Source organism: Falsiroseomonas sp., from assembly GCF_051860665.1.
GTDB lineage: Bacteria > Pseudomonadota > Alphaproteobacteria > Acetobacterales > Acetobacteraceae > Falsiroseomonas.
On sequence record NZ_JBHYDM010000002.1, the window covers coordinates 86,746 to 112,467 of the forward strand.

The window sequence follows — 25,722 nt, forward strand, 5'->3', positions numbered from 1 at the left end:
AGGGCCGGGGTAATGATCGCCGCCATCGCCTTCTACCTGTTCGCCGCCGTGCTGATCGCCAGCGCGGTCATGGTGGTGACCAGCCGCAATCCCGTGCACTCCGTGCTCTTCCTGATCCTGGCCTTCTTCAACGCCGCGGCGCTGTTCCTGCTGGCCGGCGCCGAATTCCTGGCGATGATCCTGGTCATCGTCTATGTCGGCGCGGTCGCGGTGCTGTTCCTCTTCGTCGTGATGATGCTGGACGTGGACTTCTCCGCGATCCGGGAGGGCTTCCAGCGCTACGCGCCGATCGGTGGCGCGGTGGGCCTGGTGCTCTTCGCCGAGCTGATCTTCGTCTTCGGCAGTTGGACCTTCGCCGAGGATGCCGCGGGGCTGCGGCTGAACCCGATGGAGCCGGGCGCGGACAATACGCGCGAGATCGGCCGCATTCTCTATACGGACCATGTCTGGCTGTTCCAGCTTTCGGGGCTGATCCTGCTGGTGGCCATGATCGGCGCCATCGTGCTGACGCTGCGCAATAAGCCGGTGGCGAAGCGCCAGGACATCTCGAAGCAGGTGAACCGCATGGGCAGCGTGAACCTGCGCCAGGTGCGCAGCGGCGCGGGCCTGGCGGAGCTCGGCATCGAGCGGCCGCCGGTGGATGCGCCGCCGGAGCCCAAGCGCGTCGAACACCATGGCGGGGGGCACCACTGATGCTGGCCATCGGCCTTTCGCACTACCTGACGGTGGGCGCGATCCTCTTCGTGCTGGGCATCCTCGGCATCTTCCTGAACCGGAAGAACATCATCGTCATCCTGATGTCGGTGGAGCTGATCCTGCTTTCGGTGAACCTCAACCTGGTCGCCTTCTCGGCGCAGCTGGGTGACCTCACCGGGCAGATCTTCGCGATGTTCATCCTGACGGTCGCAGCCGCCGAGGCGGCCATCGGGCTCGCCATCGTCGTCATCCATTTCCGCAACCGCGGTACGATCGAGGTGGACGACGTGTCCACGCTGAGGGGCTGAGCCCATGTATGTCGGCGCGATTTTCTTCCCGCTGCTCGGGGCCTGCATCGCGGGCTTCTTCGGCCGCTGGCTGGGCGACAAGGTCTCCCAATGGGCGACGGTGGCCTGCATGGCCATTGCGGCGGTCTGCGGCAGCCTCGCCTTCATCGAGGTCGCGCTCGGCAGCGCGCCGGGCGTCGCACCGCTCTTCACCTTCATCGATGTCGGTGGCTTCGAGGTGGAATGGGCGCTGCGCTACGACACGCTGAGCGTGGTCATGGTGGCGATGGTCACCTTCATCTCGACGCTGATCCACCTCTATTCCGTGGGCTATATGTCGCACGACGCGACGGTGCCGCGCTTCTTCGCCTATCTCTCGCTCTTCACCTTCATGATGCTGATGCTGGTGACGGCGGATAATCTGGTGCAGCTGTTCTTCGGCTGGGAAGGCGTCGGCCTCGCGAGCTACCTTCTCATCGGATATTGGTACGAGAAGGAAAGTGCCAACCGCGCGGCGATGAAGGCCTTCATCGTCAACCGCGTGGGCGACGTCTTCTTCATGCTCGGCCTGGCGCTGACCTTCTGGACGTTCCAGTCCGTCGAGTTCGAGACGATCTTCGCCGGTGTCGAGGCGGCGCGCAGCACCACCTTCCTCGGCATGCCGGCGCTGGAAGTGATCGCGCTGCTGCTCTTCCTCGGCGCCTGCGGCAAGTCGGCGCAGATCGGCCTGCACACCTGGCTGCCGGATGCGATGGAAGGGCCGACGCCGGTCTCCGCGCTGATCCATGCGGCCACCATGGTCACCGCCGGCGTCTTCCTGATGTGCCGCATGTCGCCGGTGCTGGAATACGCGCCGACGGTGCTCACCATCATCACCATCGTCGGCGCCACCACGGCGATCTTCGCGGCGACCATCGGCTGCGTGCAGAACGACATCAAGCGCATCATCGCCTATTCGACCTGCTCGCAGCTCGGCTACATGTTCTTCGCGGTGGGCGTCGGCGCCTATCAGGCCGCGATGTTCCATCTGTTCACGCATGCCTTCTTCAAGGCGCTGCTGTTCCTCGGCGCCGGGTCCGTGATCCACGCAATGTCCGATGAGCAGGACATCCGCCGCATGGGCGGCATCTGGAAGAAGATCCCGCTGACCTACGCGATGATGTGGATCGGCTCCCTGGCGCTGGCGGGCGTGCCCTACTTCGCTGGCTACTACTCGAAGGACATGGTGCTGGAAGTGGCCTATGCCGCGCATAGCGGCGCCGGCAGCTACGCCTTCGCCATGGGCCTGCTGGCCGCCTTCCTGACCGCCTTCTACTCCTGGCGCCTGATCATCCTGACCTTCCACGGCGCGCCGCGGGCGGACCACCACACCATGGAGCACGTGCATGAAAGCCCGTGGACCATGATGGTGCCGCTGCTCGCGCTATCGGTCGGCGCGGTGCTGACGGGTTACCACTTCTATGACCTCTTCGTCGGCCATCACCAGGAGCATTTCTGGAACGGCGCCATCTTCACCTCGGCCGCCAACCAGATCCTGGAACACGCGCATCACGTGCCGGAATGGGTGCCGCTGGCGCCGACGGTGGTCGGCCTCGCGGGCATTGCGCTCGCCTATGTGATGTACATGTTCGCGCCGAAGCTGCCGGCGATGCTGGCGAATGCGCTGCCGGGCCTGCACCGCTTCCTGCTGAACAAGTGGTACTTCGACGAGCTGTATGACTTCCTCTTCGTGCGGCCGACGCAGTACCTGGCGCGGGTGCTGTGGAAGACCGGCGACATGAGGCTCATCGATGGCATGCCGAATGGCGCGGCGGCGGCGGCGGTTTCCGTTGCCGGCGGCGCGGTGCGGCTGCAATCCGGACGTGTCGCCAGCTACGCCTTCACCATGATCATCGGACTGGTGCTGTTCGTGACCCTTCTCCTGGTGGGAATGCCCTCCCGATGAATGCCGCCGGCTTTCCGATCCTGAGCCTCGTCACCTTCCTGCCGCTGGCCGGCGCGCTGGTCATCATGCTGGTGCGCGGGGAGGAGGAGGTCGTCGCCCGCAATGCGCGCTGGACCGCACTCTGGGCCAGCCTGATCACGCTCGCCCTGTCGCTGCTGCTCTGGACCGGCTTCGACCAGTCCACGGCGGAGTTCCAGTTCGTCGAGCGTGCGGCCTGGCTGCCGGAATTCGGCGTCGGCTACCACATGGGCGTGGACGGCATCTCGGTCCTGTTCATCCTGCTGTCCACCATCCTGACGCCGCTCTGCATCCTGGCGTCGTGGGAGAGCGTGACCACGCGGGTGCGCGAATACATGGTCGCCTTCCTCGTGCTGGAAAGCATGATGATCGGCATGTTCGCGGCGCTGGATTTCGTGCTGTTCTACATCTTCTTCGAGGCCGTGCTGATCCCGATGTTCCTCATCATCGGCATCTGGGGCGGCGGGCGGCGGGTCTATGCCGCGCTGAAGTTCTTCCTCTACACGCTGGCGGGCAGCCTGCTGATGCTGCTGGCGATCCTGGCCGTGTGGTATGAGGCCGGTACCACGGATATCCCGAGCCTGATGCAGACGGCCTTCTCGCCGCGCATGCAGTTCTGGCTGTTCCTCGCCTTCTTCGCCTCCTTCGCCGTGAAGGTGCCGATGTGGCCGGTGCATACCTGGCTGCCGGATGCGCATGTCGAGGCGCCCACCGCGGGCTCCGTTATCCTGGCGGGTGTGCTGCTGAAGATGGGCGCCTATGGCTTCCTGCGCTTCTCCCTGCCGCTGCTGCCGCAGGCCTCTGCCGATTTCGCGCCGCTGATCTTCGCGCTGTCCATCATCGCGGTGATCTACACCTCGCTGGTGGCGCTGGCGCAGGAGGACATGAAGAAGCTGATCGCCTATTCCTCGATCGCCCATATGGGCATCGTCACGCTCGGCATCTTCACCTTCACGGCGCAGGGCCTCTCGGGCGCGCTCTTCACCATGCTGAGCCACGGCGTGGTTTCCGGCGCGCTCTTCCTCTGCGTCGGCGTGCTCTACGATCGGGTTCACTCACGAGAAATCGCGCGCTACGGCGGCGTCGCCAAGATCATGCCGGCCTATGCGCTGGTCTTCATGCTGTTCACCATGGCCAGCGTTGCGCTGCCAGGGCTCGCGGGCTTCCCGGGTGAGCTGCTGGTGATCGTCGGCGCCTTCAAGGTGAATCCCTGGGTCGCGCTCGGCGCCTGCATGGGCATGATCCTGGGCGCCGCCTATGCGCTCTACCTCTATCGCCGCGTGATCTTCGGCAAGATCGTCCGCGAGGATCTGAAGGCGTTGCTGGATCTCAGCCCGCGCGAATACGCCACCTTCGCGCCGCTGATCCTGCTGACCATCTGGATGGGGGTCTATCCCTCCTCCTTCCTCAACTTCTTCGAGGCGACCGTGGCCGCGCTGGTGGCGCGCCATGAAGCCGCCCTCGGCGCCGCGCGCCTGGCTGGGATGTGATGAGCCCGATGAACTGGACCCTTGCCACGCCGGAGATCGTCCTCGGCATCGCCGGCCTGCTGATCCTGGCCGCCGGCGTGATCCCGAAGAAGGAGACCTTCTTCCCCGTCTCAATGGCCGTGATCGGCGCCTTCGTGCTGACCGCGGTGCTGGTGATCGGGCAGGGGGAGGGCACGGCCTTCCTCGGCCAGTATGTCTCGGACGCCTTCAGCCGCTTCGCGAAGGTGCTGATCCTGCTGGGCGCGGCGATGGGCGTGGTGCTCTCGCTCGATTTCAACGAGAAGGCGGGCATCGGGCGCTTCGAATATGCGGTGCTGATGCTGTTCGCCACGCTCGGCATGCTGGTCATGGTCTCGGCCAATGACCTGATGTCGCTCTATATCGGGCTCGAGCTGCTGTCGCTCTCGCTCTATGTCATCGCCGCCTTCGACCGCGACAATCCCCGCAGCGCCGAGGCCGGGCTGAAGTATTTCGTCCTGGGCGCCCTGGCTTCCGGCCTGCTGCTCTATGGCTCCTCGCTGGTCTATGGCTTCGCGGGCAGCACCAACTTCGACCGGCTGGCGGATGCGCTGGGCGGTGGCACGGCGAGCCTTGGCCTGATCGTGGGCCTGGTCTTCGTGCTGGCGGGACTCTGCTTCAAGATCAGCGCCGTGCCCTTCCATATGTGGACGCCCGACGTCTACGAAGGCGCGCCGACGCCGGTGACCGCCTTCTTCGCCACCGCGCCCAAGGTGGCCGCCATCGCCCTGCTGATGCGCGTCCTCGCCGGGCCCTTCGGGGATCTCGCCGCGCAGTGGTCGCAGGTGATCTGGGTGGCCTCCATAGGCTCGATGCTGCTCGGCGCCTTCGCCGCCATCGGCCAGCGCACCATCAAGCGGCTGATGGCCTATTCCTCCATCGGCCATGTCGGCTACGCGCTGATGGGGCTCGCCGTGGCCAGCGACACCGGCTTCCGCGGCGTGCTGGTCTATATGGCCATCTACATGGTGACCTCGATCGGCACCTTCGCCGTGCTGGTCGCCATGCGCCGCAACGGCCGCGCGCTGGAACAGGTGGATGACCTGGCCGGCATTGGCCGCACCGATCCCGCCATGGCGATGTGGATGGCGGTGTTCATGTTCTCCATGGCCGGCATCCCGCCGCTCGCCGGCTTCTTCGGCAAGCTCTACGTCTTCCTGGCCGCGGTGCAGGGCGGCTACTGGGTGCTGGCCGCGGTCGGCATCGGCACCTCCGTCGTCGCCACCTACTACTACCTGCGCATCGTGAAGGTGATGTATTTCGACGCCGGCACGGCGCCGCTGGATGCGCGCCCCGCTGGGCTCACGGTGGTCATGGCCGCCACCGGCATCGCGACGGTGCTGTTCTTCCTCTTCCCGGCGCCGATCATCGCCGCGGCGCAGGTGGCCATCACGGCCATCGCCGGATGAGGTGGTGACCGAGCCGGCCGCGCCGCCACCCGGCTGGCGGCTGCGCATCGAGGAGAGCCTTCCCTCGACCAGCACCCTGCTGCAGCGCCTGGCCGTGGCCGGGGAGCCGCAGGGGCTGGCGATCCTGGCCCGCGAGCAGAGCGGCGGGCGCGGCCGCGATGGGCGGGTCTGGTCCAGCCCGCCGGGCAATCTGTATTTCTCCCTGCTGCTGCGCCCCGGCGGGCCGGTGCGGGATGCCGGGCGCTGGGCGCTGGTCGCGGGCCTCGCCATGATCGAGGGGCTCAGACCCTTCACGGCGCACCACCAGGACCTGCGGCTGAAATGGCCGAATGACGTGCTGCTGGGCGAGGCCAAGCTCGCCGGCGTGCTCTGCGAAAGCGCGGCGACGGCCGAGGGCACGCTGGATTGGTTCATCATGGGCATCGGCGCCAATCTCGCCGCGCCCCCCGCGCTGCCGGACCGCCCGACCGCCGGACTCGGCCCGATCCCGCCGGAGGCGGTGGCCTGCACCATGCTGGCCGCGCTGGAACGCGCCCGGGCGCTGTGGCGCGACGAGGGTTTTGGCGCCATCCGCGCGGCCTGGATGGCGCATGGGCCGGCGCTGCAGGCACCGCTCACGCTCCGTGGCGGTCGTTCAGGCCAATATGCGGGCCTGGCCGAGGATGGCAGCCTGCTGCTCGCCGCCGAGGGCCGGGTCCATTCCGTCTCGACCGGCGAGATAGCCTTCCGGGAGGCAAGCTGAAAAAACATGCTGCTGGCAGTGGATGCGGGGAATACCAATGTCGTCTTCGCCGTGCATGACGGCACGGAATGGCGCGGCCGCTGGCGGATCCGCACGGATGCGGAGCGCACCTCGGATGAATACGCGGTCTGGCTGCTGACGCTGCTGCAGCATGCCGGGCTGAAGCCGGCCGATATCACCCGCTGCGTCATCGGCACCGTGGTGCCGGCCGCGCTCTACAATCTGCGCCGCCTGTCCCGCGAATGGTTCGAATGCGAGCCTCTGGTCGCCCGCGCCCATCTGGACTGGGGCTTTGCGATCCAGGTGGATGCGCCGCATGAGGTGGGGGCGGACCGGCTGCTGAATGCGCTGGCCGCGCATCACACCTATGGCGGCCCGCTGATCGTGATCGACTTCGGCACCGCCACCACCTTCGACGTGGTGGGCAAGGACGGCGCCTATCTCGGCGGGGTCATCGCGCCCGGCATCAACCTCTCGATCGAGGCGCTGCACCGGGCCGCCGCGCGCCTGCCGCGCATCGGAATCGGCCGACCTCAGGCGGTTGTGGGGCGGAATACGGTGGCGGCGATGCAATCGGGCATCTATTGGGGTTATGTCGGGCTGATCGAAGGGATCGTCGCCCGCATCCGGGCGGAGCAGGAGGAGCATCCCGCCGGCAATCTGAAGGTCATCGCCACCGGTGGCCTGGCGCCCCTGTTCGCCGAGGGCACCACCGTGATCGAAACGACGGACCAGGATACAACCTTGGATGGTTTGCGCCTGTTGGCGCTCCGCAATCCCGCACCCATCTTTACCCGAACCGCGCGACGCGACGACCCCTGAGCCCACCCATCCCAGGCGCCCTGAAGGCGACGGGACAGCGGCGGCCGGGCTTCGCGAAGCGCCCCGATACGACGAACGCTGCATAAGACTGGAACAAGAAGAATGACTGGTGACCTGGCCTTCATCCCGCTCGGCGGGACGGGGGAAATCGGACTCAACTTCAACGTCTACCGCTGTGACGGCGCCCTGCTGGCGGTGGACCTCGGCCTGGGCTTCGGCGGATCGGAGCATCCGGAAGTCGAGGTGATGGTGCCCGACCCGACCTGGCTGGTCGAGCGCCGGGACAAGCTGGTGGGGCTGGTGATCACCCATGCGCATGAGGACCATGTGGGCGCGGTGGCCCATATCTGGCCCAAGCTGCGCTGCCCGATCTATGCCAGCCCCTTCACCGCCTCCGTCCTGCGCCGCAAGCTGGGCGAGGTGGGTCTGGCGCAGCAGGCGGAGATCAACGTGATCCCGCTCGGCGGCCGCTGGAAGCTGGCGCCCTTCGACCTCGAATTTCTGCGAGTTGCCCATTCGATCGTGGAGCCGCAGGCGCTGGCGATCCGGACGCGCCACGGCACCATCCTGCACACGGGCGACTGGAAGCTGGACCCCAATCCGCTGATCGGCCCGCCGACCGACGAAGCCGCCTTCGGTCGCCTGGGCGATGAGGGCGTGCTGGCCATGGTCTGCGACAGCACCAATGCGATGGTGGAGGGCCATTCGGGCAGTGAGGCCGAGGTGCGGCGCAACCTCGCCGCGCTGATCAAGGGGCTGAAGGGCCGTGTGGCCGTCTCCTGCTTCTCCACCAACCTGGCGCGCATCGAATCCATCGCACTCGCCGGCCGCGCCGCCGGGCGGCAGGTGGCGCTTTTCGGCCGCAGCCTGCGCAATGCCGATGCCTCGGCCCGCGAATGCGGCTACCTCCGCTCCATCCCGCGCTTCCTCTCGGAGGATGAGGCGGAGGATGTGCCGGACGACAAGCTGCTGGTGATCTGCACCGGCAGCCAGGGCGAGCCCCGCTCCGCCCTCACCAAGATCGCCGCCGATACCCATCCGCATATCTCGCTGGGGGAGGGGGATTGCGTGATCTATTCCTCCCGCATGATCCCGGGCAATGAGCGGGCGATCCTGCGCGTGCAGGACGAACTCTCGCGCGCCGGGGTCAAGGTGATGACCGCGGATGACCACATGGTGCATGTCTCCGGCCATCCGGCACGGGACGAGCTGAAGCGCCTGTACCAGCTGGTCCGGCCGAAATACGCGATTCCCGTCCATGGCGAGTGGCGCCACATGAACGAGCACGCGAACCTGGCGGAGAGCCTGGGCGCCATCGCCTTTGTGATCGAGGATGGCGACGTGCTGCGCTTCGCCCCCGGCAAGCCGGATGTGGTGGAAAGCGTGCCGGTCGGGCGCCTGGCCATCGATGGCGACCGGCTGTTGCGGCTGGACGGCGATGTGCTGGCGGCGCGGAAGAAGATGCTGATGAACGGCGTCATCGTCGCCTCCTTCGTCGTCGACGGCTCGGGCAAGGTGCTGGGCAAGCCGCAGATCTCCGGTCCCGGCCTGTTCGATGAGACGGGCGAGGAGCCGGGGCAGATCGCGGCCGACCTGGCCCGCGCCGTGACGGAGCTGCCCGGCAATCTGAAGCGCGAGGACGGGCTGCTGCGGGAAGCCGCGCGGACCGCGGTGCGCAAGGCCGTCGGCCGCCGGCTGCGCAAGCGCCCCTCGGTCGAAGTGCATCTGATGCGGGTGTGAGGGTCCGATGACCTGGTTCACCGGCGTGGTGGTCTATCTGCTGATCTGGTGGACCGCCCTGTTCATCGTGCTGCCGATCGGCACGCGGCCCGTGGATGTGGCGCCGGAGGATGGCGGCTGGCGCGGCGCGCCGGAGAAGCCGCTGCTGCTGCGCAAGCTGGTGGGCACCACGGTGCTGGCCGCGATTCTCTGGCTGGGCGTCTTCGCCATCATGGAAAGTGGCTGGGTGAGCTTCCGGGACGGCTGGTGGGCCTATACCGGACCCGGCAGTTCGGCCGTCTTCCCGGGTCCCGCGCGGGCGCCTGCACAAAATTAAGGCGGCAAACCCGCCTCCCCGCGGGTGCCGCCTCATAACCAGGCACATCAGTTTTGGAAGCCTCTTTTTTAGCTTCCGACAGCGGCGTTTGCTGTTGTGCCGCCTTGGGTGCCGAGGCCAATCTAGGTTCCAGAGGGAGGTTGATCCTCCTTCTGCCGTGTGACTGGCGTTTCCTCCCTAAACTCGGGCCGTACCCTGACGGGTGCGGCCCTTCTTTTTTACCTAGAGCCGGGGCGCTTGCAAGGACTATCTTAAGGGTCGAAGCATTTTTCTGCTCTTTCCTTACCCGCATGGGCGGGTCGGCGCATTTTTATTGCTGCGGTGCAGCACTCCTCGCAGGAACCGGCAAAGCGGCCACCCTCCCTGGCGCCGGAGCAAGGCGGGCATTAGTTTGCCCCACCCGATCTCTTTGAGGAGCCGCTCCTTGCGCCTCTCCCGCGCCTTCCTGCCGACCCTGAAGGAAACCCCGGCCGAGGCGACCATCGCCTCGCACCGCCTCATGCTGCGCGCCGGGCTGGTGCGGCAGACCAGCGCCGGCATCTATGCCTGGCTGCCCTTGGGCTGGCGCGTGCTGCAGAAGATCGAGCAGATCGTGCGGGAGGAACAGGACCGGGCAGGGGCCCAGGAGATCCTGATGCCCACCATCCAGTCCGCCGAGCTCTGGCGCCAGTCCGGCCGCTACGACGCCTATGGGCCGGAGATGCTGCGCCTGCGCGACCGGCACGACCGCGAGATGCTCTTCGGCCCGACCAACGAGGAAATGGTCACCGACATTTTTCGCGGCTTCGCGAAGAGCTACCGGGACCTGCCGCGCAACCTCTACCACATCCAGTGGAAGTTCCGGGACGAGGTGCGGCCGCGCTTCGGCGTGATGCGCGGGCGCGAATTCCTGATGAAGGACGCCTATTCCTTCGACCTCACCAAGGAAGGCGCCCAGCACAGCTACCGCCAGATGTTTCTGGCCTATTTGCGGACCTTTGCCCGGATGGGCCTCAAGGCGGTGCCGATGCGCGCCGATACCGGGCCGATCGGCGGCAACCTGAGCCACGAATTCATCATCCTGGCCGAGACGGGCGAATCGCAGGTTTTCGTCAGCCAGGACCTGCTCGAGATGAACGCGCTGGCCAGCGCCCCGGATTACGGCGCCGACCTGGCGCCGGCGGTGGACGCCTGGACCAGCCACTACGCGGCGACCGAGGAAATGCACGACCCCGCCGCCTGGGAACAGGTGCCGGAGGCCAAGCGGGTCTCCGCCCGCGGCATCGAGGTCGGCCATATCTTCTATTTCGGCACCAAGTACTCCGCCTCCATGGGCCTTTCGGTCCAGGGGCCGGATGGCAAGCCGGTGGTGCCGGAGATGGGCAGCTACGGCATCGGCGTCTCCCGCCTGGTCGGCGCCACCATCGAGGCGAACCACGACGAGGCCGGCATCAAGTGGCCGGATGCGGTCGCGCCCTTCACGGCGGTGGTGATCAACCTGAAGCAGGGCGACACCGCCTGCGACGCGCTCAGCGAGCGGATGTATGCCGCGATCCCTGAGGCACTCTATGACGACCGCGCCGAACGGGCGGGGCCGAAATTCGCCGATGCCGACCTGATGGGCCATCCCTGGCAGGTGGTAGTGGGCCCGCGCGGCGCCGCCAATGGCGTGGTCGAACTCAAGCGCCGCGCCACGGGGGAGAAGATGGAAGTCTCCCCCGAGGATGCGCTGGCGAAAATACGCGGCTGAGCATGTTCAACGCCTTCGAACGCGCCATCGCCTTCCGCTATCTGCGCGCCCGCAAGGGCGAGCGCTTCGTTTCCGTCATCGCGATCTTCTCCCTCGTCGGCATCGCCTTGGGCGTTGCCACGCTGATCATCGTGATGTCCGTGATGAACGGGTTCCGGATCGAACTGCTGGGGCGCATCCTCGGGCTGAACGGCCATCTCGGCGTGCACGGCATCGAGCGGCCGATCAGCGACTACGACGCGATGGCCGGCCGCATCCGCGGATTGCCCGGCGTGGTCTCCGCCACGCCGATCATCGAGGGGCAGGTGCTGCTGACCAGCGAGCAGGGCGGCGCCTCGGGCGGTCTCGCGCGCGGCATCAAGCCGGAGGATCTGCGCGCCCGCGGCCTGGTCGCGCAGAACATCATGGAAGGCTCGCTGGCGCGGTTCGAGGGTGACGACGCCATCGTCATCGGCACGCGGCTGGCGCAGAAGCTGCGGATCGGCATCGGCGACAAGCTGACGCTGGTCTCGCCGCAGGGGCGCACGACGGTCTTCGGCACGGTCCCCAGGGTGCGCGCCTATACCGTCGTCGCGCTGTTCCAGGTGGGCATGCAGGAATACGACAGCAGCTTCGTCTTCCTGCCCATGCCGGCCGCGCAGACCTTCTTCCAGACCGGCGATGCCGCCACGCAGATCGAGGTATTTGTCAGCGATCCCACCGGCGTGCGCGCCGTCACGCGGGAGATCCGCACGGCCCTGCAGAATACGCCCGTGCGCATCGTCGATTGGCAGGATGCGAATTCCAGCTTCTTCGCGGCGGTGCAGGTGGAGCGGAACGTGATGTTCCTGATCCTGACGCTGATCATCCTGGTGGCCGCCTTCAATATCGTCAGCTCGCTCATCATGCTGGTGAAGGACAAGGGGCGGGACATCGCCGTGCTGCGCACCATGGGGGCCACGCGCGGGGCCATCCTGCGCGTCTTCCTGCTGTGTGGCGCTTCCGTCGGCGTGCTGGGCACGCTGATCGGCTTCACCGTGGGCCTCGTCTTCTGCCTGAACATCGAGGCGATCCGCCAGGCGATCCAGTCGCTGTCGGGCACCGAGCTGTTCAATGCGGAGGTCTATTTCCTGACGCGCCTGCCGGCGGTGGTCGATCCGAAGGAGGTGATGCAGGTGGTCGGCATGGGCCTCGGCCTGTCGCTGCTGGCCACCATCTATCCGAGCTGGCGCGCGGCCAAGACCGACCCTGTGGTGGCGCTGCGCAATGAGTGAACCCGCACCGCTGGAATTGCGCGCCGTCACGCGCCGCTTCCGCACCGAAGCCGGCACGCTGGAGGTGCTGAAGGGCGCCGACCTGACTCTCGTGGCCGGCGAGATCGTGGCCCTGGTCGCCCCCTCCGGCACCGGCAAGTCCACCCTGCTGCACCTGGCAGGCCTGCTGGAGAAGCCGGATGCGGGCGAGGTCTTCTTCGCCGGCCAGGCCGCCGGCACGCTGGGCGATGATGCGCGGACGGCCATCCGCCGCACCGGCATCGGCTTCGTCTACCAGTTCCACCACCTGCTGCCCGAATTCTCGGCCATCGAGAACATTGCCCTGCCGCAGATGGCCGATGGTGTGGCGAAGCCCGAGGCCGATGCGCGGGCCCGCGCGCTGCTCGCCGATTTCGGCCTGAAGGGGCGGGAGGATCATCGCCCCGGCAAGCTCTCGGGCGGCGAGCAGCAGCGCGTCGCCATCGCCCGCGCGCTCGCCAACAAGCCGCGCGTGCTGCTGGCGGACGAGCCGACCGGCAACCTTGATGTCGGCACCAGCGACCGGGTCTTTGCCGAATTGCTGGAGGCGGTTCGCGGGCAGGGCATGGCGGCGCTGATCGCCACCCACAACCCCGACCTGGCGCGGCGGATGGACCGGGTGGTGACGCTGCGGGACGGCAAGGTGATGTCCGCTTGATCGACCTGCCTGGAAGGACGGGGCCATGGCGGACCCCGTAGTCATCCACCAGCACCTGACCGCCGGCCTCGGCAATATGATGTTCCAGCACATGTTCGCGGTCGCGCTGGCGCGGCGCGTTCCGGGTGCGGTGCTCACCGGGAAGCCATTGCGGGACTGGGGAATCCGCCCGCCCGTCCTCCCGCTTCCGGCCCGCCACCTCAAGGTGGTCGGCCACAAGCTCAACCTGGACAGGCTGGCCTATGTGCTGCGGACCGGCCTGGTGCAGGGCGTGGAGACCAATGCGCTGGGCATGCGGATGGAGTTGCTGGACCCCCTGGAGGAGGTCCGCAACCTGTTCCGCGCAGGCCCTTGCCGCGATCCCGGCTTCGGGCCGGAGGATCTGGTGATCAACGTCCGCGGCGCCGAGATCATCGGCGGGGTCCACAAGGACTATCGCCCGCTGCCCATCGCCTTCTATGCGCGGCTGGTCGCGGAGACCGGCCGCCATCCCGTCTTCCTCGGGCAGCTCGGGGAAGACGCCTATTCCAGCGCGCTGCGCACCCGCTTCCCCGACGCCACCTTCTTGCCGAGCCGCGGCGCGATGGAGGATTTCGCGGCGCTGCGCGCGGCGCGGCACCTGGTCGTTTCCATCAGCAGCTTCTCCTGGCTTGCGGCCTGGCTGTCGGAGGCGGAGACGATCCATCTTCCGCTGGCTGGCATGTTCCATCCGCAACAGCGGCCGGATGTGGACCTGTTGCCGGTGAGCGATGCGCGCTATCGCTTCCACCGCTTTCCCGTGGCGCCCTGGACCGCGACGCCGGAGGAGATGGACCTGCTCCTCGCCGGCCCGGAGGCGGGGCAGGCGATCGCCGCGGAGGAGGCGCTGCGCCTGGTCTGCCACGAACTCTCCGCGTAGCGCGGCGCTACCAGGCGCCCCGGTGCGGCGCCTCGGCCTCGTCTTCCAGCAGGGGGCCCACCACCTCGATCCGCCGCTGGCCGGCCGCGAAGACCTCGCGGCAGGGCAGGTCCAGGGTCAGGTTCTCGGGGTGGGGTCCGATCAGCGCCTTCAGCCGACGCTCGGACAGGCCGAAGACCACCCGGCCGATCCCGGCCCAGTAGATCGCGCCCGCGCACATGGCGCAGGGCTCCGCGCTGCTGAAAAGCGTGGATCGGGCGCGGACCTCGGGCGGCAGTTCCAGGCAGGCGCGGGTGGCCAGCACCCGCTCCGCATGCGCGGTGCCGTCGCCCTGCGGGTGGAAGGCATTGGCCTGTTCCATCAGCACCCGGCCCTCGGCATCCGCCAGCAGCGCCGCAAAGGGGTGCTGCCCCGCGGCATGCGCCTCGGCCGAAAGCGTGATCGTGCGACGCAGAAGGGCGAGATCGCCCTCGCTCACCGCCCGTCCATCCGCTTGCGCTTCTCGACGATGATGAAGTGCAGGTCCTTGAGGTGCGCGGCGGGCGTGAAGGGGAAGGTCCCGATGACCTCCCGCACGCCAAAGTGGTCGCCGCCGATCCGGTTCAGCAGGGCGACCAGCTCATCGCGCTCGGCGCCAAAGGGATCCAGCTCGCTCACCGCCTTCGGGCTGTTCTGGTCGGTATGCTCCAGCAGCATCACGCCGCCGACCCGCAGGCAGGAGGCCCAGGCGGTGAAGCACTTCTCCGGATCGTAGCTGTGATCGTAGGAGTTGCTGTAGATGAAATCGACGGACTCAAGCCATTCCGGCTTCGTATCATGGAAGTCCCATTGGATGGTATGGGGAAATTCGGTGGCGGTCGGGCTGATTTCGGTGCCGATCACCTCGATGCCCAGCTGCTCCCGCATCCAGCTCTGTTCATAGCCACGCCGCGTGCCGTGGCACAGGCCGAAGCGCAGCGGGCTGATATTCTGCCGCAGCCAGTTGCTGAGGAAGCCAATGGTCTCCCTGTGCACCCAATGGGCGTGCAGCTTGCGCCGGTTCCCGGCCTCCTGAACCGCCTTGTACTTCTCGTAGTCGAACATCCCGTCCGGGGTCAGGTAGCTGTGCAGCTTCATCCGCTGATCCTCCCGTTGTCGCGGTGCCACGTTATCGGGATCCGGCCGGTGGTGCCATGCTGCTCGACGCGGCGCGCAGCCATCGCTGGAGCCGGGCGGGCGGAGCGCCTATCCTGGGCCGTGAAGCCGGAGACGACCTAGCCTTGTCCTTCATCCACCTGCACACCCATTCCGCCTACTCCCTCAGCGAGGGCGCCATCAAGGCCGAGAAGCTGCCGGCGCTGGCGCGGGCGGCGGGGATGCCGGCGGTGGCACTGACCGATTCGGGGAATCTCTTCGGCGCGCTGGAATTCTCCCAGGCCTGCACCGGCAAGGGCATCCAGCCGATCATCGGCTGCCAGCTCTTCCTCGGCCGCGGCGTGACGGATGAGGCGGGGCGTGGCGGCGACCCGGCGCGGCACCGGCCGGACCCGATCGTGGCCCTGGCGCGGGATGCCCAGGGGCTGGACAATCTCCAGCGCCTCTCCTCCGCCGGTTATCTCGGCAGCGACATCTCGGGCATGCCCTGCATCGGGCTGGAGACGCTGGACCGCTACCGCGGCGGGCTGATCCTGCTGACCGGCGGCACCACCGGCCCGCTCGGCCGCCTGCTGTCGGAGGGCCGGCGCGACGCCGCGGCGAAGCTGCTGGCCCAGTTGAAGGACATCTTCGGCCCGGACGACCTGGTGGTGGAACTCCAGCGCCACGGCCTGGCGCAGGAGAAGATGGTGGAGGCCGGGCTGCTGGCGCTGGCCGATGAAGCCGGCCTGCCCATCGTCGCCACCAACGATGTCTATTTCGCCGAGGCCGCGATGCACGCGGCGCATGACGCGCTGCTCTGCATCGCCGAAAGCCGCGTCATCGCCGAGCCCGACCGCCGCCGCGTCACCGCCGAGCACTTTTTCAAATCCAGCGCCGCGATGCGCGAGCTCTTTTCCGACCTGCCGGAGGCTTGCGACAACACCTTGGCCATCGCCCGCCGCTGCGCGGTGATGGCGGAATCGAAGAAGCCGGAACTGCCGATCTGCCCCAAGGTGATGGAGGGCATGACGGAGGCCGAGACGGTCTTCGCCATGGCGAAGCAGGGCCTCGAAGGGCGGCTCGACGTGCTGGGGCTGGAGGAGGCCGCCCGCGCGCCCTATCGCGAACGCCTGGCCTATGAGCTTTCCGTCATCGAGAAGATGGGCTTCTCCGGCTACTTCCTGATCGTCGCCGACTTCATTCAATGGGCGAAGCAGCAGGGCATCCCGGTGGGGCCGGGCCGCGGCTCGGGCGCCGGCTCCGTCGCCGCCTGGGCGCTGCTGATCACGGACCTCGACCCGATGCGCTGGGGCCTGCTCTTCGAGCGCTTCCTGAACCCCGAGCGCGTCTCGATGCCGGACTTCGACATCGACTTCTGCCAGGACCGCCGCGACGAGGTCATCGACTATGTCCGCCGCGAATATGGCGAGGATCGCGTCGCGCAGATCATCACCTTCGGCAAGCTGCAGGCCAAGGCCGCCGTGCGTGACGTCGGCCGCGTCATGGGCCTGCCCTATGGCCAGGTCGACCGCATCGCCAGCCTGATCCCCTTCAACCCGGCCAAGCCCGTGACGCTGGCGCAGGCGATCGAGGGGGAGCCGAAGCTGCAGGAGATGCAGCGCAGCGACGAACAGGTGCACCGCCTGCTGGAAGTGGCGCAGGAGCTGGAGGGGCTGTACCGCAACGCCTCCACCCACGCCGCCGGCGTGGTGATCGGCCGCCGCCCGCTGGTCGATATCGTGCCGCTCTATCGCGACCCGCGCAGCCCGGACCTCATCACCCAGTACTCGATGAAGTACGTCGAGCAGGCGTCGCTGGTGAAGTTCGACTTCCTGGGCCTGAAGACGCTGACGGTGCTGCAGCGCGCCGTGCAGCTGCTGGCAGGGCAGGGGGTCACCATCGACCTGGACCGCATCCCCCTGGACGACGCGAAGACCTACGCCATGCTGGCGCGCGGCGATGCGGCGGGCGTGTTCCAGTTCGAAGGCCAGGGCATGCGCGACTGCCTGCGCATGATGCGTCCCGACCGCTTCGAGGATCTGATCGCGGCCGTGTCGCTGTACCGCCCGGGCCCGATGGCCAACATCCCCGCCTATTGCCAACGCAAGCATGGCGAGCCCTGGGAGGCGCCGCATCCCAAGATGGCGGCGATCGTGAACGAGACCTACGGCATCCTGGTCTACCAGGAGCAGGTCATGCAGATCAGCCAGGAGCTGGCGGGCTATTCGCTCGGCACCGCCGACCTGCTGCGCCGCGCCATGGGCAAGAAGATCCGCTCCGAGATGGAGGCCCAGCGCAAGATCTTTGTCGAGGGCGCGACGAAGAACGGCGTGCCGGAGGGCAAGGCCGGCGAGATCTTCGACCTGATGGAGAAGTTCGCGGAATACGGCTTCAACAAGTCGCACGCGGCCGCCTATGCGCTGGTCAGCTACCAGACGGCCTGGCTCAAGGCGAACCATCCGGTCGCCTTCCTCGCCGCGTCGATGTCGCTCGACCTCGGCAATACGGACAAGCTGGCGGGGCATATGCAGGAGGCGTCGCGGCTGGGCATTCCCGTGCTGCCGCCGGACATCAACCGCAGCGGCGCGGAATTCCGCATCGAGGCGAAGGAAGACGGAACGCCCGCCATCCGCTTCGCGCTGGCCGCGGTGAAGCGCGTCGGCCTCGCCGCCATGAAGGACCTGGTGGCGCAGCGCGACGCCACCGCGCCCTTCGCCTCGCTCTCCGATTTCGCGGGCCGCGTGGACCCCAAGCATCTGAACAAGATGCAGCTCGAAAACCTGGCCAAGGCCGGCGCCTTCGACAGCCTGGAGCCGAACCGCGCCCGCATGGTGCAGGGCGTGGAACAGGTGCTGCGCGCGGCCCAGGAAGCCGGGGAGCGGCGGGCGAATCCGACGCGGGACATGTTCGGTGCCGAGACCGCCCCGCCGCCGCTGCGCCTGGCGGAGGTGCAGGATTGGCCGGAACTGGAGAAGCTGGGCTACGAGGCCGATGCCGTCGGCTTCCACCTCTCGGCGCATCCGCTGGATACCTACAAGCGCGTGCTCACCAAGCTCGGCGCCGTGCCTTCCTCCCGCATCGCGGAGCGCGCCCGCGGCGGGTCCGGGCGGATGAAGCTGGCGGGTACGGTGGTCGCGGTGAAGTCGGGCCGCACCAAGTCCGGCAACAAGATGGCCTGGGTGCGCTTCAGCGATGCCGAAGGCAGCTTCGAAGTCACCTTCTTCAGCGAAAGCCTTGCCCGCGCCGATGGCATGCTGGCGGAGGGCACGGCCGTGCTGGTCACCACCGAGGTGCGGCTGGATGGCGATACGGTGCGGCTGACGGCGATGGAGCTGGAGCCGCTGGAGCGTGTCGCCCAGGGCATGGGCCAGGGCATCCGCCTCTGGCTCGACCAGACCGCCGCCGTGGAGCACATCCGCGCCATGCTGGACCGCGAGGGCAAGGGCCGCGGGGAGGTGCGCGTCGTCTCCGTCACCGGCCCGGGGCAGGAGGTGGAGATCGCGCTCCCCGGACGCTTCAACGTCTCCCCTCGGCTGATGCAGGCGATGAAGGTGGTGCCGGGCGTCGCGGATGTGGCGGAGCTGTAGCCCCCTCGCAGACCGCGCCGCGGTAGGCTACCAGTAGGCCACCCGCAGGAGGGGGTCTGTTCTGTCGCACGGCCATCATCCCTTGCTCGACCTCTCCCCCGACCGACGCGCCGCGGCGCTGATCGAGGCGGCATTGCAGCACGCCCAGGCGACCCGGATGCGGGAGGTCGCAGGCCCCTTCCTGGAAAGGCTGGACCCCGAGGCGCGGCTCTTTGGCGAGTTCCTCGTCGAGGAGATCGCCCGCCTCTCCGCCCAGGTGGAGGCGCTGGCCCAGCTGCGGGAGGCCGATGCGCTGTCGCGCGCGGAGCGCATGCGCATCGACCCGCTGCCCTTCATCCCGGCCGAGCGCCGCAGCGCCGCCGCCGGGCCGGAGGTGGCGGCGGAAGCGGGCCCCGTTGCCTTCGACGTGGCCGCGGAACGCTTCACCGGCTTCGGCTGGTACCCGGCCGAGATGACGGCGGATGGCCCGCTGCGCTGGTCCGGCCTGGCGCGGCAGGCCACGGTACAACTGCCGGCGCTCGGCGGCGGCGCGCTGCGCGTCACGCTGGCGCTGCGCACCCCGTTCGGCATGCCGCTCGACCTGGCGGCGCAGGAGGTCTTCCTGGATGGGCTGAAGCTCGACCTCAGCCTGGTCTCCCAGGACGGCGCGGTCGCCACCTGCGAGGGCGTCGCCATCCTGCCGGACCTGCCGGCGGGCGCGCGCACCACGCTGCTAGTGGCGGGCGACCGATTCACCGACCCGGCGACGGGCCCGCTGCGCGATACCCGCGCGCTGGGCCTCGGCCTGGGTTGGCTGCGGATCGAGCGCGCCGCCTGATGAAGGGGGCGACCGCGCCGCGCATCATCGTCACGGGCGACCTGCTGCGGCCGCAGGACAAGCTGTTCAAATCCTCCCAGAACGGCAATATCCTGTGGTTCCACCGCCTGGTGCGCCGCGCCCTGGCGAATGCCACCGGCCTGCCGGTGCAGGCGCTGCTGTGGGACGAGCCGGGCATCGCCCCGCCCGGCAGCGATGTGCTCGCCTTCGACACGCCCGGCTTCTACGCCGCCGCCGGCGTCACGCCGGATGTCGCGGGCTGGGTCGCGGTCTTCGACGCGATGGAGCTGCCGCGGGAGGCCGCGGCGCGGCTTGCCGCCCCCTTCGCCGGGGCCGCGGCGGTGGTGGGCTTCGAGCTGACCGAGCTGCAGAAGCGGCTGCTGACGCTGGCCGGCATCCCCTGGCTGGACGTGAACATCCACCCCTATCGCTTCGGCCCGGATGTGCTTTTCGCCATCCAGACCGACCATCCCGAGATCCTGGCGCGCCTCGTGCCGCATCACGCCGAGGATCACGTCTTCGAACCCTGGGCCGACCTGCTGGCGGCCACCGCGGTGAAGATGCCGCCGCGGGTGCCGGTCGAATCCACTTGCCTGCTGGTCGGCCAGACCCAGGTGGACCGCGCGCTGATCCGCCACGGCCGGCTGCTGGACCTGTCGCATTTCGCCGTGCCCCTGCATGGCGTGCTGGGGCCGGAAGCCCCGGTGCTGTTCAAGCCGCATCCCTACAATCCGGATGGCTTTGGCCTGCACCATGTCGGCCTGCCGCTGTCCCGCATCCGGGAGACGCGGGAGAATGCCTATGTGCTGCTGGCGCAGGATGCCATCCGCACGGTGGTCGGTGTCTCCTCCTCCGTGGTGGCGGAGGCACGGTTCTTCGGCAAGGAGGGGATCTTCCTCGGCACCCCGCCGATGCGCATCGCCCCGCGCCGCGCGGATCTGGCGCCGGGGCGGCATGCCAGCGTGGTGGATGCCTGGCTCTCCGCCGATTTCTGGCGCGGCGTGCTGGCACCGGTGCTGGCGGTGACCGCGCCGGATGGCCGCCGCCCGGTGCTGCCGCCGAATGCCCTGCGCACCTCGCTTCGCCAGTTCTGGGGCTGGGACGAGATCTTTTTCCAACTGCCCTGGGATCTGGCCCAGGCGCGGGCGAAGGAGCGAGGCTAAAGCCTCCCTCTCCCGTCTACGGGGGAGGGTGGCCGCGCAGCGGCCGGGTGGGGGCCGGCGCTACACCGCCTCCGTTGGCTCCTCCCCGGCGAAGAAGGGCAGGAAGGCGCCGAGCACCAGGTCCGGCCGCTGCTCCGCCGGATAATGTCCCGTCGGGATCGCCCAGCCGCGCAGGTCCGGCGCCCAGGGCCGCCAGGCCTCCATCACCGCCAGGTGCCGCCCGACATGGCTGTTGCTGCCCCAGAGCACCAGCACGGGACAGGCGATGCGCCGCTGGCCGAAATCCGCCCGGTCCATCTCGTAGTCCAGCGTGACGGTGGCGCGGTAATCCTCGCAGACCGCATGGACCTGCTCCGGCGTGGTGCAGCGCTTGTATTCGGCGAAGGCCTCGGGCGCGAAGATCGAAAGCCCGACGCCTTTCTTGTTCAGCTTGTAGTCGATGTAGTAGCCGAGATCGGCGCAGAGCAGCCTCTCGGGGAAGGGCGCCTTCTGCGCCATGAAGAACCAGTGGTAGCTCTCCAGCCCCCAGCCCAGGGTGATATTGGACAGCAGGTGCCAGGTCGGCACGATGTCCAGCGAGGCCAGGGCGGAGACTGCCGCGGGATGATCCAGCGCCATGCGGAACGCGACGCGGGCGCCGCGATCGTGGCCAGCCACGCCGAAGCGGGCAAAACCCAGCGCGGCCATCACCTCCACCCCGTCCTGCGCCATGGCGCGGAAGGAATAGGCGGCGTGGTCGGCGCCGCCCTCGGGCTTGCTGCTGTCTCCATAGCCGCGCAGGTCCATGGCCACCACGGTGAAGCGCCGCGCCAGATCGCCGGCCACACGGTGCCAGCTCACATGGGTCAGCGGATTGCCGTGGATCAGCAGCAGCGGCGGACCCGCGCCGCCGATCGCGGCGAGGATCTCAGCGCCGGATGTCTGGATGCGCCGGTAGCGGAAGCCGGGCATCAGCGCGGCGGCATAGGGGCTCGGCGGCGGCTGGTCCGCGTCCTGGGTCATGGCTTGGTTTCCTCCGCGCCCAGGCTTCGCCCGGCGCGGGGGCGGGTCAAGCCCTTGCGAAGGCCAATCAGTCTTCCGACAGCAGCCGGATCACCTCGCCCGCGCAGGCCTCGATCGCCGCCTTGCCGTGGTTGCGCTCGACATAGCGGCGCGCGGCGCGGCCCATGCGCATGCGCATGCCGTCATCGGCCAGCAGCAGCTCCACCGCATGCGGCAGCCCGGCCTCGGAGACCAGCAGGCCGGCGCCGGGCGGGATGCCGCCGCTGATCGTCTTCTGGAAGGCGATCACCGGCAGGCCGCAGGCCATGCCCTCCACCGTCGCGCGCGGCAGGCCATCCATGGTGGAGGTATGCACCATGATGCGCGATCGGCGCAGCACCTCGAAGACCTTGGGCTGCGGCAGGTGGCCGGCGAAGGTCAGGTTGGGATTGTCGCCATGCGCCTTCTGCAGCGGCGCCAGCAGCGGGCCGGCGCCGATCAGCACCACGCGATGGCGTTCGGCGAAAGGCAGCAGCACGCCCTGGTTCTTCCGCGTCTCGCCGAAATTGCCGACATTGGCGATATCGTGCAGCGCCTCCCGCCGCGGCACCGGCCGGCCATCGCCGATGGCGGTGAGGTCGATGAACTTCGGCAGCACCAAGGCGCGCTTTGCCTTGAACAGCTCGGGGAAGTGCTGCTGCATCTGCTCGGGATATTCGCCGAGCACCAGGCTGGCCTGCGGCACCAGCGGGTCCTTCACGCCGCCGCCGATCACCAGGCCGATCCTGGTGCCGGACGGCAGCGCGGACTGGACATCCGCATTCACGTCGTAGCCGAGCCCCTTGTAGAGGATCGCATCCGGCGCGAAGGCCGCGATCTCCGCCCGCAGCGCCGCGCTGGTCTGGCGATGCACGGGAAGCTTGGGGTCATCGGAGGAGCAGAAGGTGCCGGGCACGCTGTCCATCAGCATCTCCCGCTCCGTCTCCGGCCCGGGATGCATGCGGAACATGCGCGCATCGATGCCCCGTGCGCGCAGCGCACGCGCCAGGATGATGTCCCGCCGCGCGCCGCCCATGGTGCGGCTGGAATGGGACATCAGGATGGCCAGGCGCTGCACGCCCTTCGCCCCGCTCAAGCCGCTGGTCACGCCGCTGCTCACTCCGCTGTTCACTCCGCTGCCCGGCCCAGTGCCACCTGCACGGCCTGGCGCGGCGCATAGGCCGCATCCAGCGCCGCGAGGAACTCGGCGCGCCCCATCACGTCCCGCAGGCTGGCGCCGCAGGCCGCGCGCAAAGCGGGGCTGGCGGCATCCGTCATCACCCGCGCCAGGTCCACCGGCGCCGCGCGCTTGAAGTGCAGGCCGTCGATGCCGGGCAGCACCTTCTCCGCCATGCCGCCGATGTCGGAGACGATCAGCGGCGTGCCGGCGCGGCGGGCTTCCTGGATCACCACCGGGGAATTCTCCCACCAGATGCTGGGCACCACCACCCAGCCGACGCTGCCCATCAGCTCCACCGCATCCAGCGGGTCGTAGCGGCCGGCGAAGGTCAGGCTCGGCCCGGCGGCCTCCACCACCGGCTCCAGCGTCGGGAACAGCCGCAGCACATCCTCGCGCTCCGCCCCGAAGATGGTCAGCACGATCTCCGGGTTGCCGCGCAGCGCCATGGGCAGGGCGCGCAGCAGCACGTCGAGCCCCTTGAAGGAGGTGGGCTGGCCGAAGAAGCCGAAGCGATGCGCCATCGCCTCCGCATCCACCGGGCGCCGGGGGCGCGCCAGCATGGCGTCCCCCAGGTAGTTCTCCACCACCGGGTCGCGCGGCACGGTCAGGCCCCAGTCGCGGTAGCGGCCGCGGATGAATTCGCTCGGGTGGATCACGCTGTCGAAGCGCGAGAGCACGGACAGAAGCGTCGCCTTGCGATAGGCGAAGCGCTCCAGCGTCTGGTCGGGGAAGCAGGCCAGGCAGCGCAACGGCGATTCGCGCCGGCACAGCTCCCGCGCCCGGGTCTTCACCATCTGGCCGTGATGCAGGCAGATCGCCAGCATCTCATGCAGCGTCATGACGAAGCGTGCATCGGGGCGGGCTTCCATCAGCTCGTCGATCAGGTCGACGCCGAGCCGCCAGTAGTGGTGGAAGTGGTAGACGTCGCAATCGAGGGCGGCGAGGAAATCCACCAGCACGCGGCGCTGGAAGGCATCCTCCCAGGCCAGCTTGTCCTCCGCCATCCCGGCGAAGGAGAAGACGTATTCACCCTCCCCGAAGGGCATCACCGTCTCGATCTGGCGGGCCTCGGCATACTGGGTGCCGACCTCGCAGGCGCCGAGGAAGACCACGTCGCGGCCGGCCGCGCGCATCGTCTCGAACTGCCGATAGGCCGCCAGCTCGCCGCCACCCTTGGAGAATTCCGGGTGCGAATGGGCGATGATGCAGACCCGGTCCCGCTCAGCCATGCGCGATCTCCGCCCGGCCGCCAATCGGGCCGATCGACCAGAGCCGCGCCAGATGCGCATTCACCAGCTCCGCCGCATGCGGGCTGGTCCAGCCGCGCTGCACCGGCAGGAAGGCGGGATCGCCGGGGCGCAGGCGATGCAGGCGCAGCAGCCGCGCCAATGTGTCCGAAAGGGCGGATTCGCAGCCGGCCGTGCCATGCAGCGCCAGCAGCCGCGCCAGCTCCGCCGCGCCCAGCGGCTGGGAGAAGGCCTCGGCCGGCCGGCCACGGGCCACGGCTTCCGCGAAGCGCGGCGCTTCCACGGCCAGCACGCCGGCGCGGCCGGCGGCCTCGCGCAGCGCCTGCACGGCCGCGGGCCCCACCAGAACAGGCAGCCGGCCGCGGCGGATGAAGGCCTGGGCCACCGCCTCCGCCGCATCGCCCATCACCAGCAGCCGGTCGCAGCGGCCCTCGAATTCCCCGGCCGTCACCTGGAACAGCCGCGCGGCCACCGGATCATCCGCCGCCAGGATCAGGCCAAGGCGCGGCAGGCGGCCTGCGGCCTCCGGCGCGGCGCGCTGGGCGGCCAGGCTCGCCAGCAGTGGCGCGAAGGCGGCTTCCCGCCGCGCCAGCAGCAGGCGCAGCTGGGCGAGGGCGGCAACGCCGGCGACCTCGTTCGGCTCGGCGAAGGGGGTGGTGCGGCAGACGGCGTCCAGCAGGTCCGGCACGGTGGCGGCGCGGGGCCGGCAGCGCAGCCAATGCGCCTCCTCGCCCCGGGGCTTCACCTGCAGCACCAGGTCGAGCACCGAGAGGCGATCGAGCCAGGCCGGGTCGATGCGGCCATAGCCGACCAGGGCCTGCGGCAGCGCCACCGCCTGCCAGTCCAGCAGCGGCGGGGCCACGGCTTCCGTCTGCCCGGTCACGGCATCCGGCAGCAGGCCGAGGGGCACCGCCTCCAGCAGCGCCTCGCGCGGGAAGGCGGTGCTGCCGCGCACCACCACCATCACCTCGCCGGCGAGCGAGGTCAGCGTCTCCGCCTCCTCCAGCCCCAGGGCATCCTCGACCACCTTGCCGCGCACCGGGTTCAGCCGGGCGATCCAATCGGCGAAGGCGCCGAAGGGGCGCGGCCCCTCGGCCAGCAGCGGGTGCAGGGCGGGGCTGTTGGCGCAGTCCTGCAGCAGGGCGAAGCCGGCCTGCATCGGGCGGGCGGCCAGCGCCGCGGCCAGGTCGCCTTCCGCCCGCAGGGGCAGCCCGGCCGAGGCTTCCCCGGCCCGCAGCACGAGGCGTGCTTCGGCGGGGAGGCTGGCCAGCAGCAGGGCGAAACCCTGCGCGGGCGGGTCGTCTTGGGTCCCGGCCAGGTCCGGCCGCGGGTGAAAGCTGGCATGGGCGATGGGGCAGGGGCTCGCGGCCTCCACCGCCAGGGCGGCGCCGGGCGCCTGCGGGGCGCGCAGCCAGCCGAGCGCGAGGGCGCGACCACCAGGCAGGGGGGCGAGCGCGTCCAGGCCTAGCTGCAATTCATCCTCGACCGGGTGAACCACCCGAGACCCTCCTGCCGGGCGCATCCGCCCATCGGTTCGCCGCGGGCCCGCTGCC

Annotated in this window: 22 protein-coding genes; 16 read left to right on the top strand and 6 right to left on the bottom strand. The window is 69.0% G+C overall.

The annotated features are described in order from the left end of the window. Positions 1-12 precede the first annotated feature (12 nt). The 13 genes from ACTIF1_RS02215 to ACTIF1_RS02275 all read left to right on the top strand — a co-directional run bounded on the left by ACTIF1_RS02215 (position 13) and on the right by ACTIF1_RS02275 (position 14,039). Positions 13-693 (top strand): NADH-quinone oxidoreductase subunit J, encoded by a 681-nt coding sequence (locus ACTIF1_RS02215; RefSeq protein ID WP_439594733.1) that lies wholly within the window; start codon positions 13-15, stop codon positions 691-693. After that, positions 693-1,004, top strand: a complete 312-nt coding sequence (gene nuoK, locus ACTIF1_RS02220) for an NADH-quinone oxidoreductase subunit NuoK (protein WP_216836199.1) — start codon at positions 693-695, stop codon at positions 1,002-1,004. The genes ACTIF1_RS02215 and nuoK overlap by 1 nt, the downstream gene beginning before the upstream one ends. Before the next feature lie 4 nt (positions 1,005-1,008). Next, positions 1,009-2,928 (top strand): NADH-quinone oxidoreductase subunit L, encoded by a 1,920-nt coding sequence (gene nuoL, locus ACTIF1_RS02225; protein WP_439594734.1) that lies wholly within the window; start codon positions 1,009-1,011, stop codon positions 2,926-2,928. Beyond that, a complete protein-coding gene (locus ACTIF1_RS02230) occupies positions 2,925-4,436 on the top strand; it encodes an NADH-quinone oxidoreductase subunit M (protein WP_439594735.1) in 1,512 nt (503 codons plus the stop codon). The genes nuoL and ACTIF1_RS02230 overlap by 4 nt, the downstream gene beginning before the upstream one ends. 8 nt (positions 4,437-4,444) lie before the next feature. After that, positions 4,445-5,863, top strand: coding sequence for an NADH-quinone oxidoreductase subunit NuoN (gene nuoN, locus ACTIF1_RS02235; protein WP_439594736.1), 1,419 nt, complete (start codon positions 4,445-4,447; stop codon positions 5,861-5,863). A 4-nt stretch (positions 5,864-5,867) separates the two neighbouring features. Further along, positions 5,868-6,605, top strand: coding sequence for a biotin--[acetyl-CoA-carboxylase] ligase (locus ACTIF1_RS02240; RefSeq protein WP_439594737.1), 738 nt, complete (start codon positions 5,868-5,870; stop codon positions 6,603-6,605). Positions 6,606-6,611: 6 nt separating this feature from the next. After that, on the top strand, positions 6,612-7,427 hold the full coding sequence (locus ACTIF1_RS02245; protein ID WP_439594738.1) for a type III pantothenate kinase: 816 nt from the start codon (positions 6,612-6,614) through the stop codon (positions 7,425-7,427). A gap of 102 nt (positions 7,428-7,529) precedes the next feature. Next, a complete protein-coding gene (locus tag ACTIF1_RS02250; RefSeq protein ID WP_439594739.1) occupies positions 7,530-9,167 on the top strand; it encodes a ribonuclease J in 1,638 nt (545 codons plus the stop codon). Between the two features lie 7 nt (positions 9,168-9,174). After that, positions 9,175-9,483 carry a DUF1467 family protein gene (locus ACTIF1_RS02255; RefSeq protein WP_439594740.1) on the top strand — a complete coding sequence of 103 codons (309 nt, stop codon included), beginning with the start codon at positions 9,175-9,177 and terminating at the stop codon, positions 9,481-9,483. Between the two features lie 424 nt (positions 9,484-9,907). Then, complete coding sequence (gene proS / locus ACTIF1_RS02260) at positions 9,908-11,212, top strand: proline--tRNA ligase (protein ID WP_439594741.1); 1,305 nt, start codon at positions 9,908-9,910, stop codon at positions 11,210-11,212. Between the two features lie 2 nt (positions 11,213-11,214). Continuing rightward, on the top strand, positions 11,215-12,465 hold the full coding sequence (locus ACTIF1_RS02265; RefSeq protein ID WP_439594742.1) for a lipoprotein-releasing ABC transporter permease subunit: 1,251 nt from the start codon (positions 11,215-11,217) through the stop codon (positions 12,463-12,465). Then, the gene (locus tag ACTIF1_RS02270) at positions 12,458-13,141 is read left to right on the top strand and encodes an ABC transporter ATP-binding protein (RefSeq protein WP_439594743.1); all 684 of its coding nucleotides are present in this window, start codon (positions 12,458-12,460) and stop codon (positions 13,139-13,141) included. Before ACTIF1_RS02265 ends, ACTIF1_RS02270 begins: the two co-directional genes overlap by 8 nt. A gap of 25 nt (positions 13,142-13,166) precedes the next feature. Then, positions 13,167-14,039, top strand: a complete 873-nt coding sequence (locus ACTIF1_RS02275; RefSeq protein ID WP_439594744.1) for a hypothetical protein — start codon at positions 13,167-13,169, stop codon at positions 14,037-14,039. A gap of 7 nt (positions 14,040-14,046) precedes the next feature. Here ACTIF1_RS02275 and ACTIF1_RS02280 read toward each other — a convergent pair whose 3' ends face one another. After that, entirely contained in the window at positions 14,047-14,517 is a 471-nt protein-coding gene (locus tag ACTIF1_RS02280) for a nucleoside deaminase (RefSeq protein WP_439594745.1), read from the bottom strand. Continuing rightward, positions 14,514-15,185, bottom strand: a complete 672-nt coding sequence (locus ACTIF1_RS02285; RefSeq protein WP_439594746.1) for a methyltransferase domain-containing protein — start codon at positions 15,183-15,185, stop codon at positions 14,514-14,516. The genes ACTIF1_RS02280 and ACTIF1_RS02285 overlap by 4 nt, the downstream gene beginning before the upstream one ends. A 113-nt stretch (positions 15,186-15,298) precedes the next feature. On the opposite strand from ACTIF1_RS02285, the gene dnaE reads away from it, so the two are divergent. The 3 genes from dnaE to ACTIF1_RS02300 all read left to right on the top strand — a co-directional run bounded on the left by dnaE (position 15,299) and on the right by ACTIF1_RS02300 (position 20,722). Beyond that, positions 15,299-18,742 (top strand): DNA polymerase III subunit alpha, encoded by a 3,444-nt coding sequence (gene dnaE, locus ACTIF1_RS02290; RefSeq protein WP_439594747.1) that lies wholly within the window; start codon positions 15,299-15,301, stop codon positions 18,740-18,742. Between the two features lie 82 nt (positions 18,743-18,824). Next, positions 18,825-19,559, top strand: coding sequence for a hypothetical protein (locus ACTIF1_RS02295; protein ID WP_439594748.1), 735 nt, complete (start codon positions 18,825-18,827; stop codon positions 19,557-19,559). Beyond that, the gene (locus tag ACTIF1_RS02300) at positions 19,559-20,722 is read left to right on the top strand and encodes a hypothetical protein (protein WP_439594749.1); all 1,164 of its coding nucleotides are present in this window, start codon (positions 19,559-19,561) and stop codon (positions 20,720-20,722) included. The genes ACTIF1_RS02295 and ACTIF1_RS02300 overlap by 1 nt, the downstream gene beginning before the upstream one ends. A gap of 60 nt (positions 20,723-20,782) precedes the next feature. On the opposite strand, the gene ACTIF1_RS02305 is transcribed toward ACTIF1_RS02300, so the two are convergent. The 4 genes from ACTIF1_RS02305 to ACTIF1_RS02320 form a co-directional block, all read right to left on the bottom strand. Next, positions 20,783-21,724, bottom strand: coding sequence for an alpha/beta fold hydrolase (locus ACTIF1_RS02305; protein WP_439594750.1), 942 nt, complete (start codon positions 21,722-21,724; stop codon positions 20,783-20,785). 67 nt (positions 21,725-21,791) lie between these two features. Beyond that, positions 21,792-22,850 carry a glycosyltransferase family 4 protein gene (locus tag ACTIF1_RS02310; RefSeq protein ID WP_439594751.1) on the bottom strand — a complete coding sequence of 353 codons (1,059 nt, stop codon included), beginning with the start codon at positions 22,848-22,850 and terminating at the stop codon, positions 21,792-21,794. 20 nt (positions 22,851-22,870) lie between these two features. Beyond that, positions 22,871-24,151 (bottom strand): glycosyltransferase, encoded by a 1,281-nt coding sequence (locus ACTIF1_RS02315; RefSeq protein WP_439594752.1) that lies wholly within the window; start codon positions 24,149-24,151, stop codon positions 22,871-22,873. Beyond that, positions 24,144-25,667 (bottom strand): hypothetical protein, encoded by a 1,524-nt coding sequence (locus ACTIF1_RS02320; RefSeq protein WP_439594753.1) that lies wholly within the window; start codon positions 25,665-25,667, stop codon positions 24,144-24,146. Before ACTIF1_RS02320 ends, ACTIF1_RS02315 begins: the two co-directional genes overlap by 8 nt. Positions 25,668-25,722 lie beyond the last annotated feature (55 nt).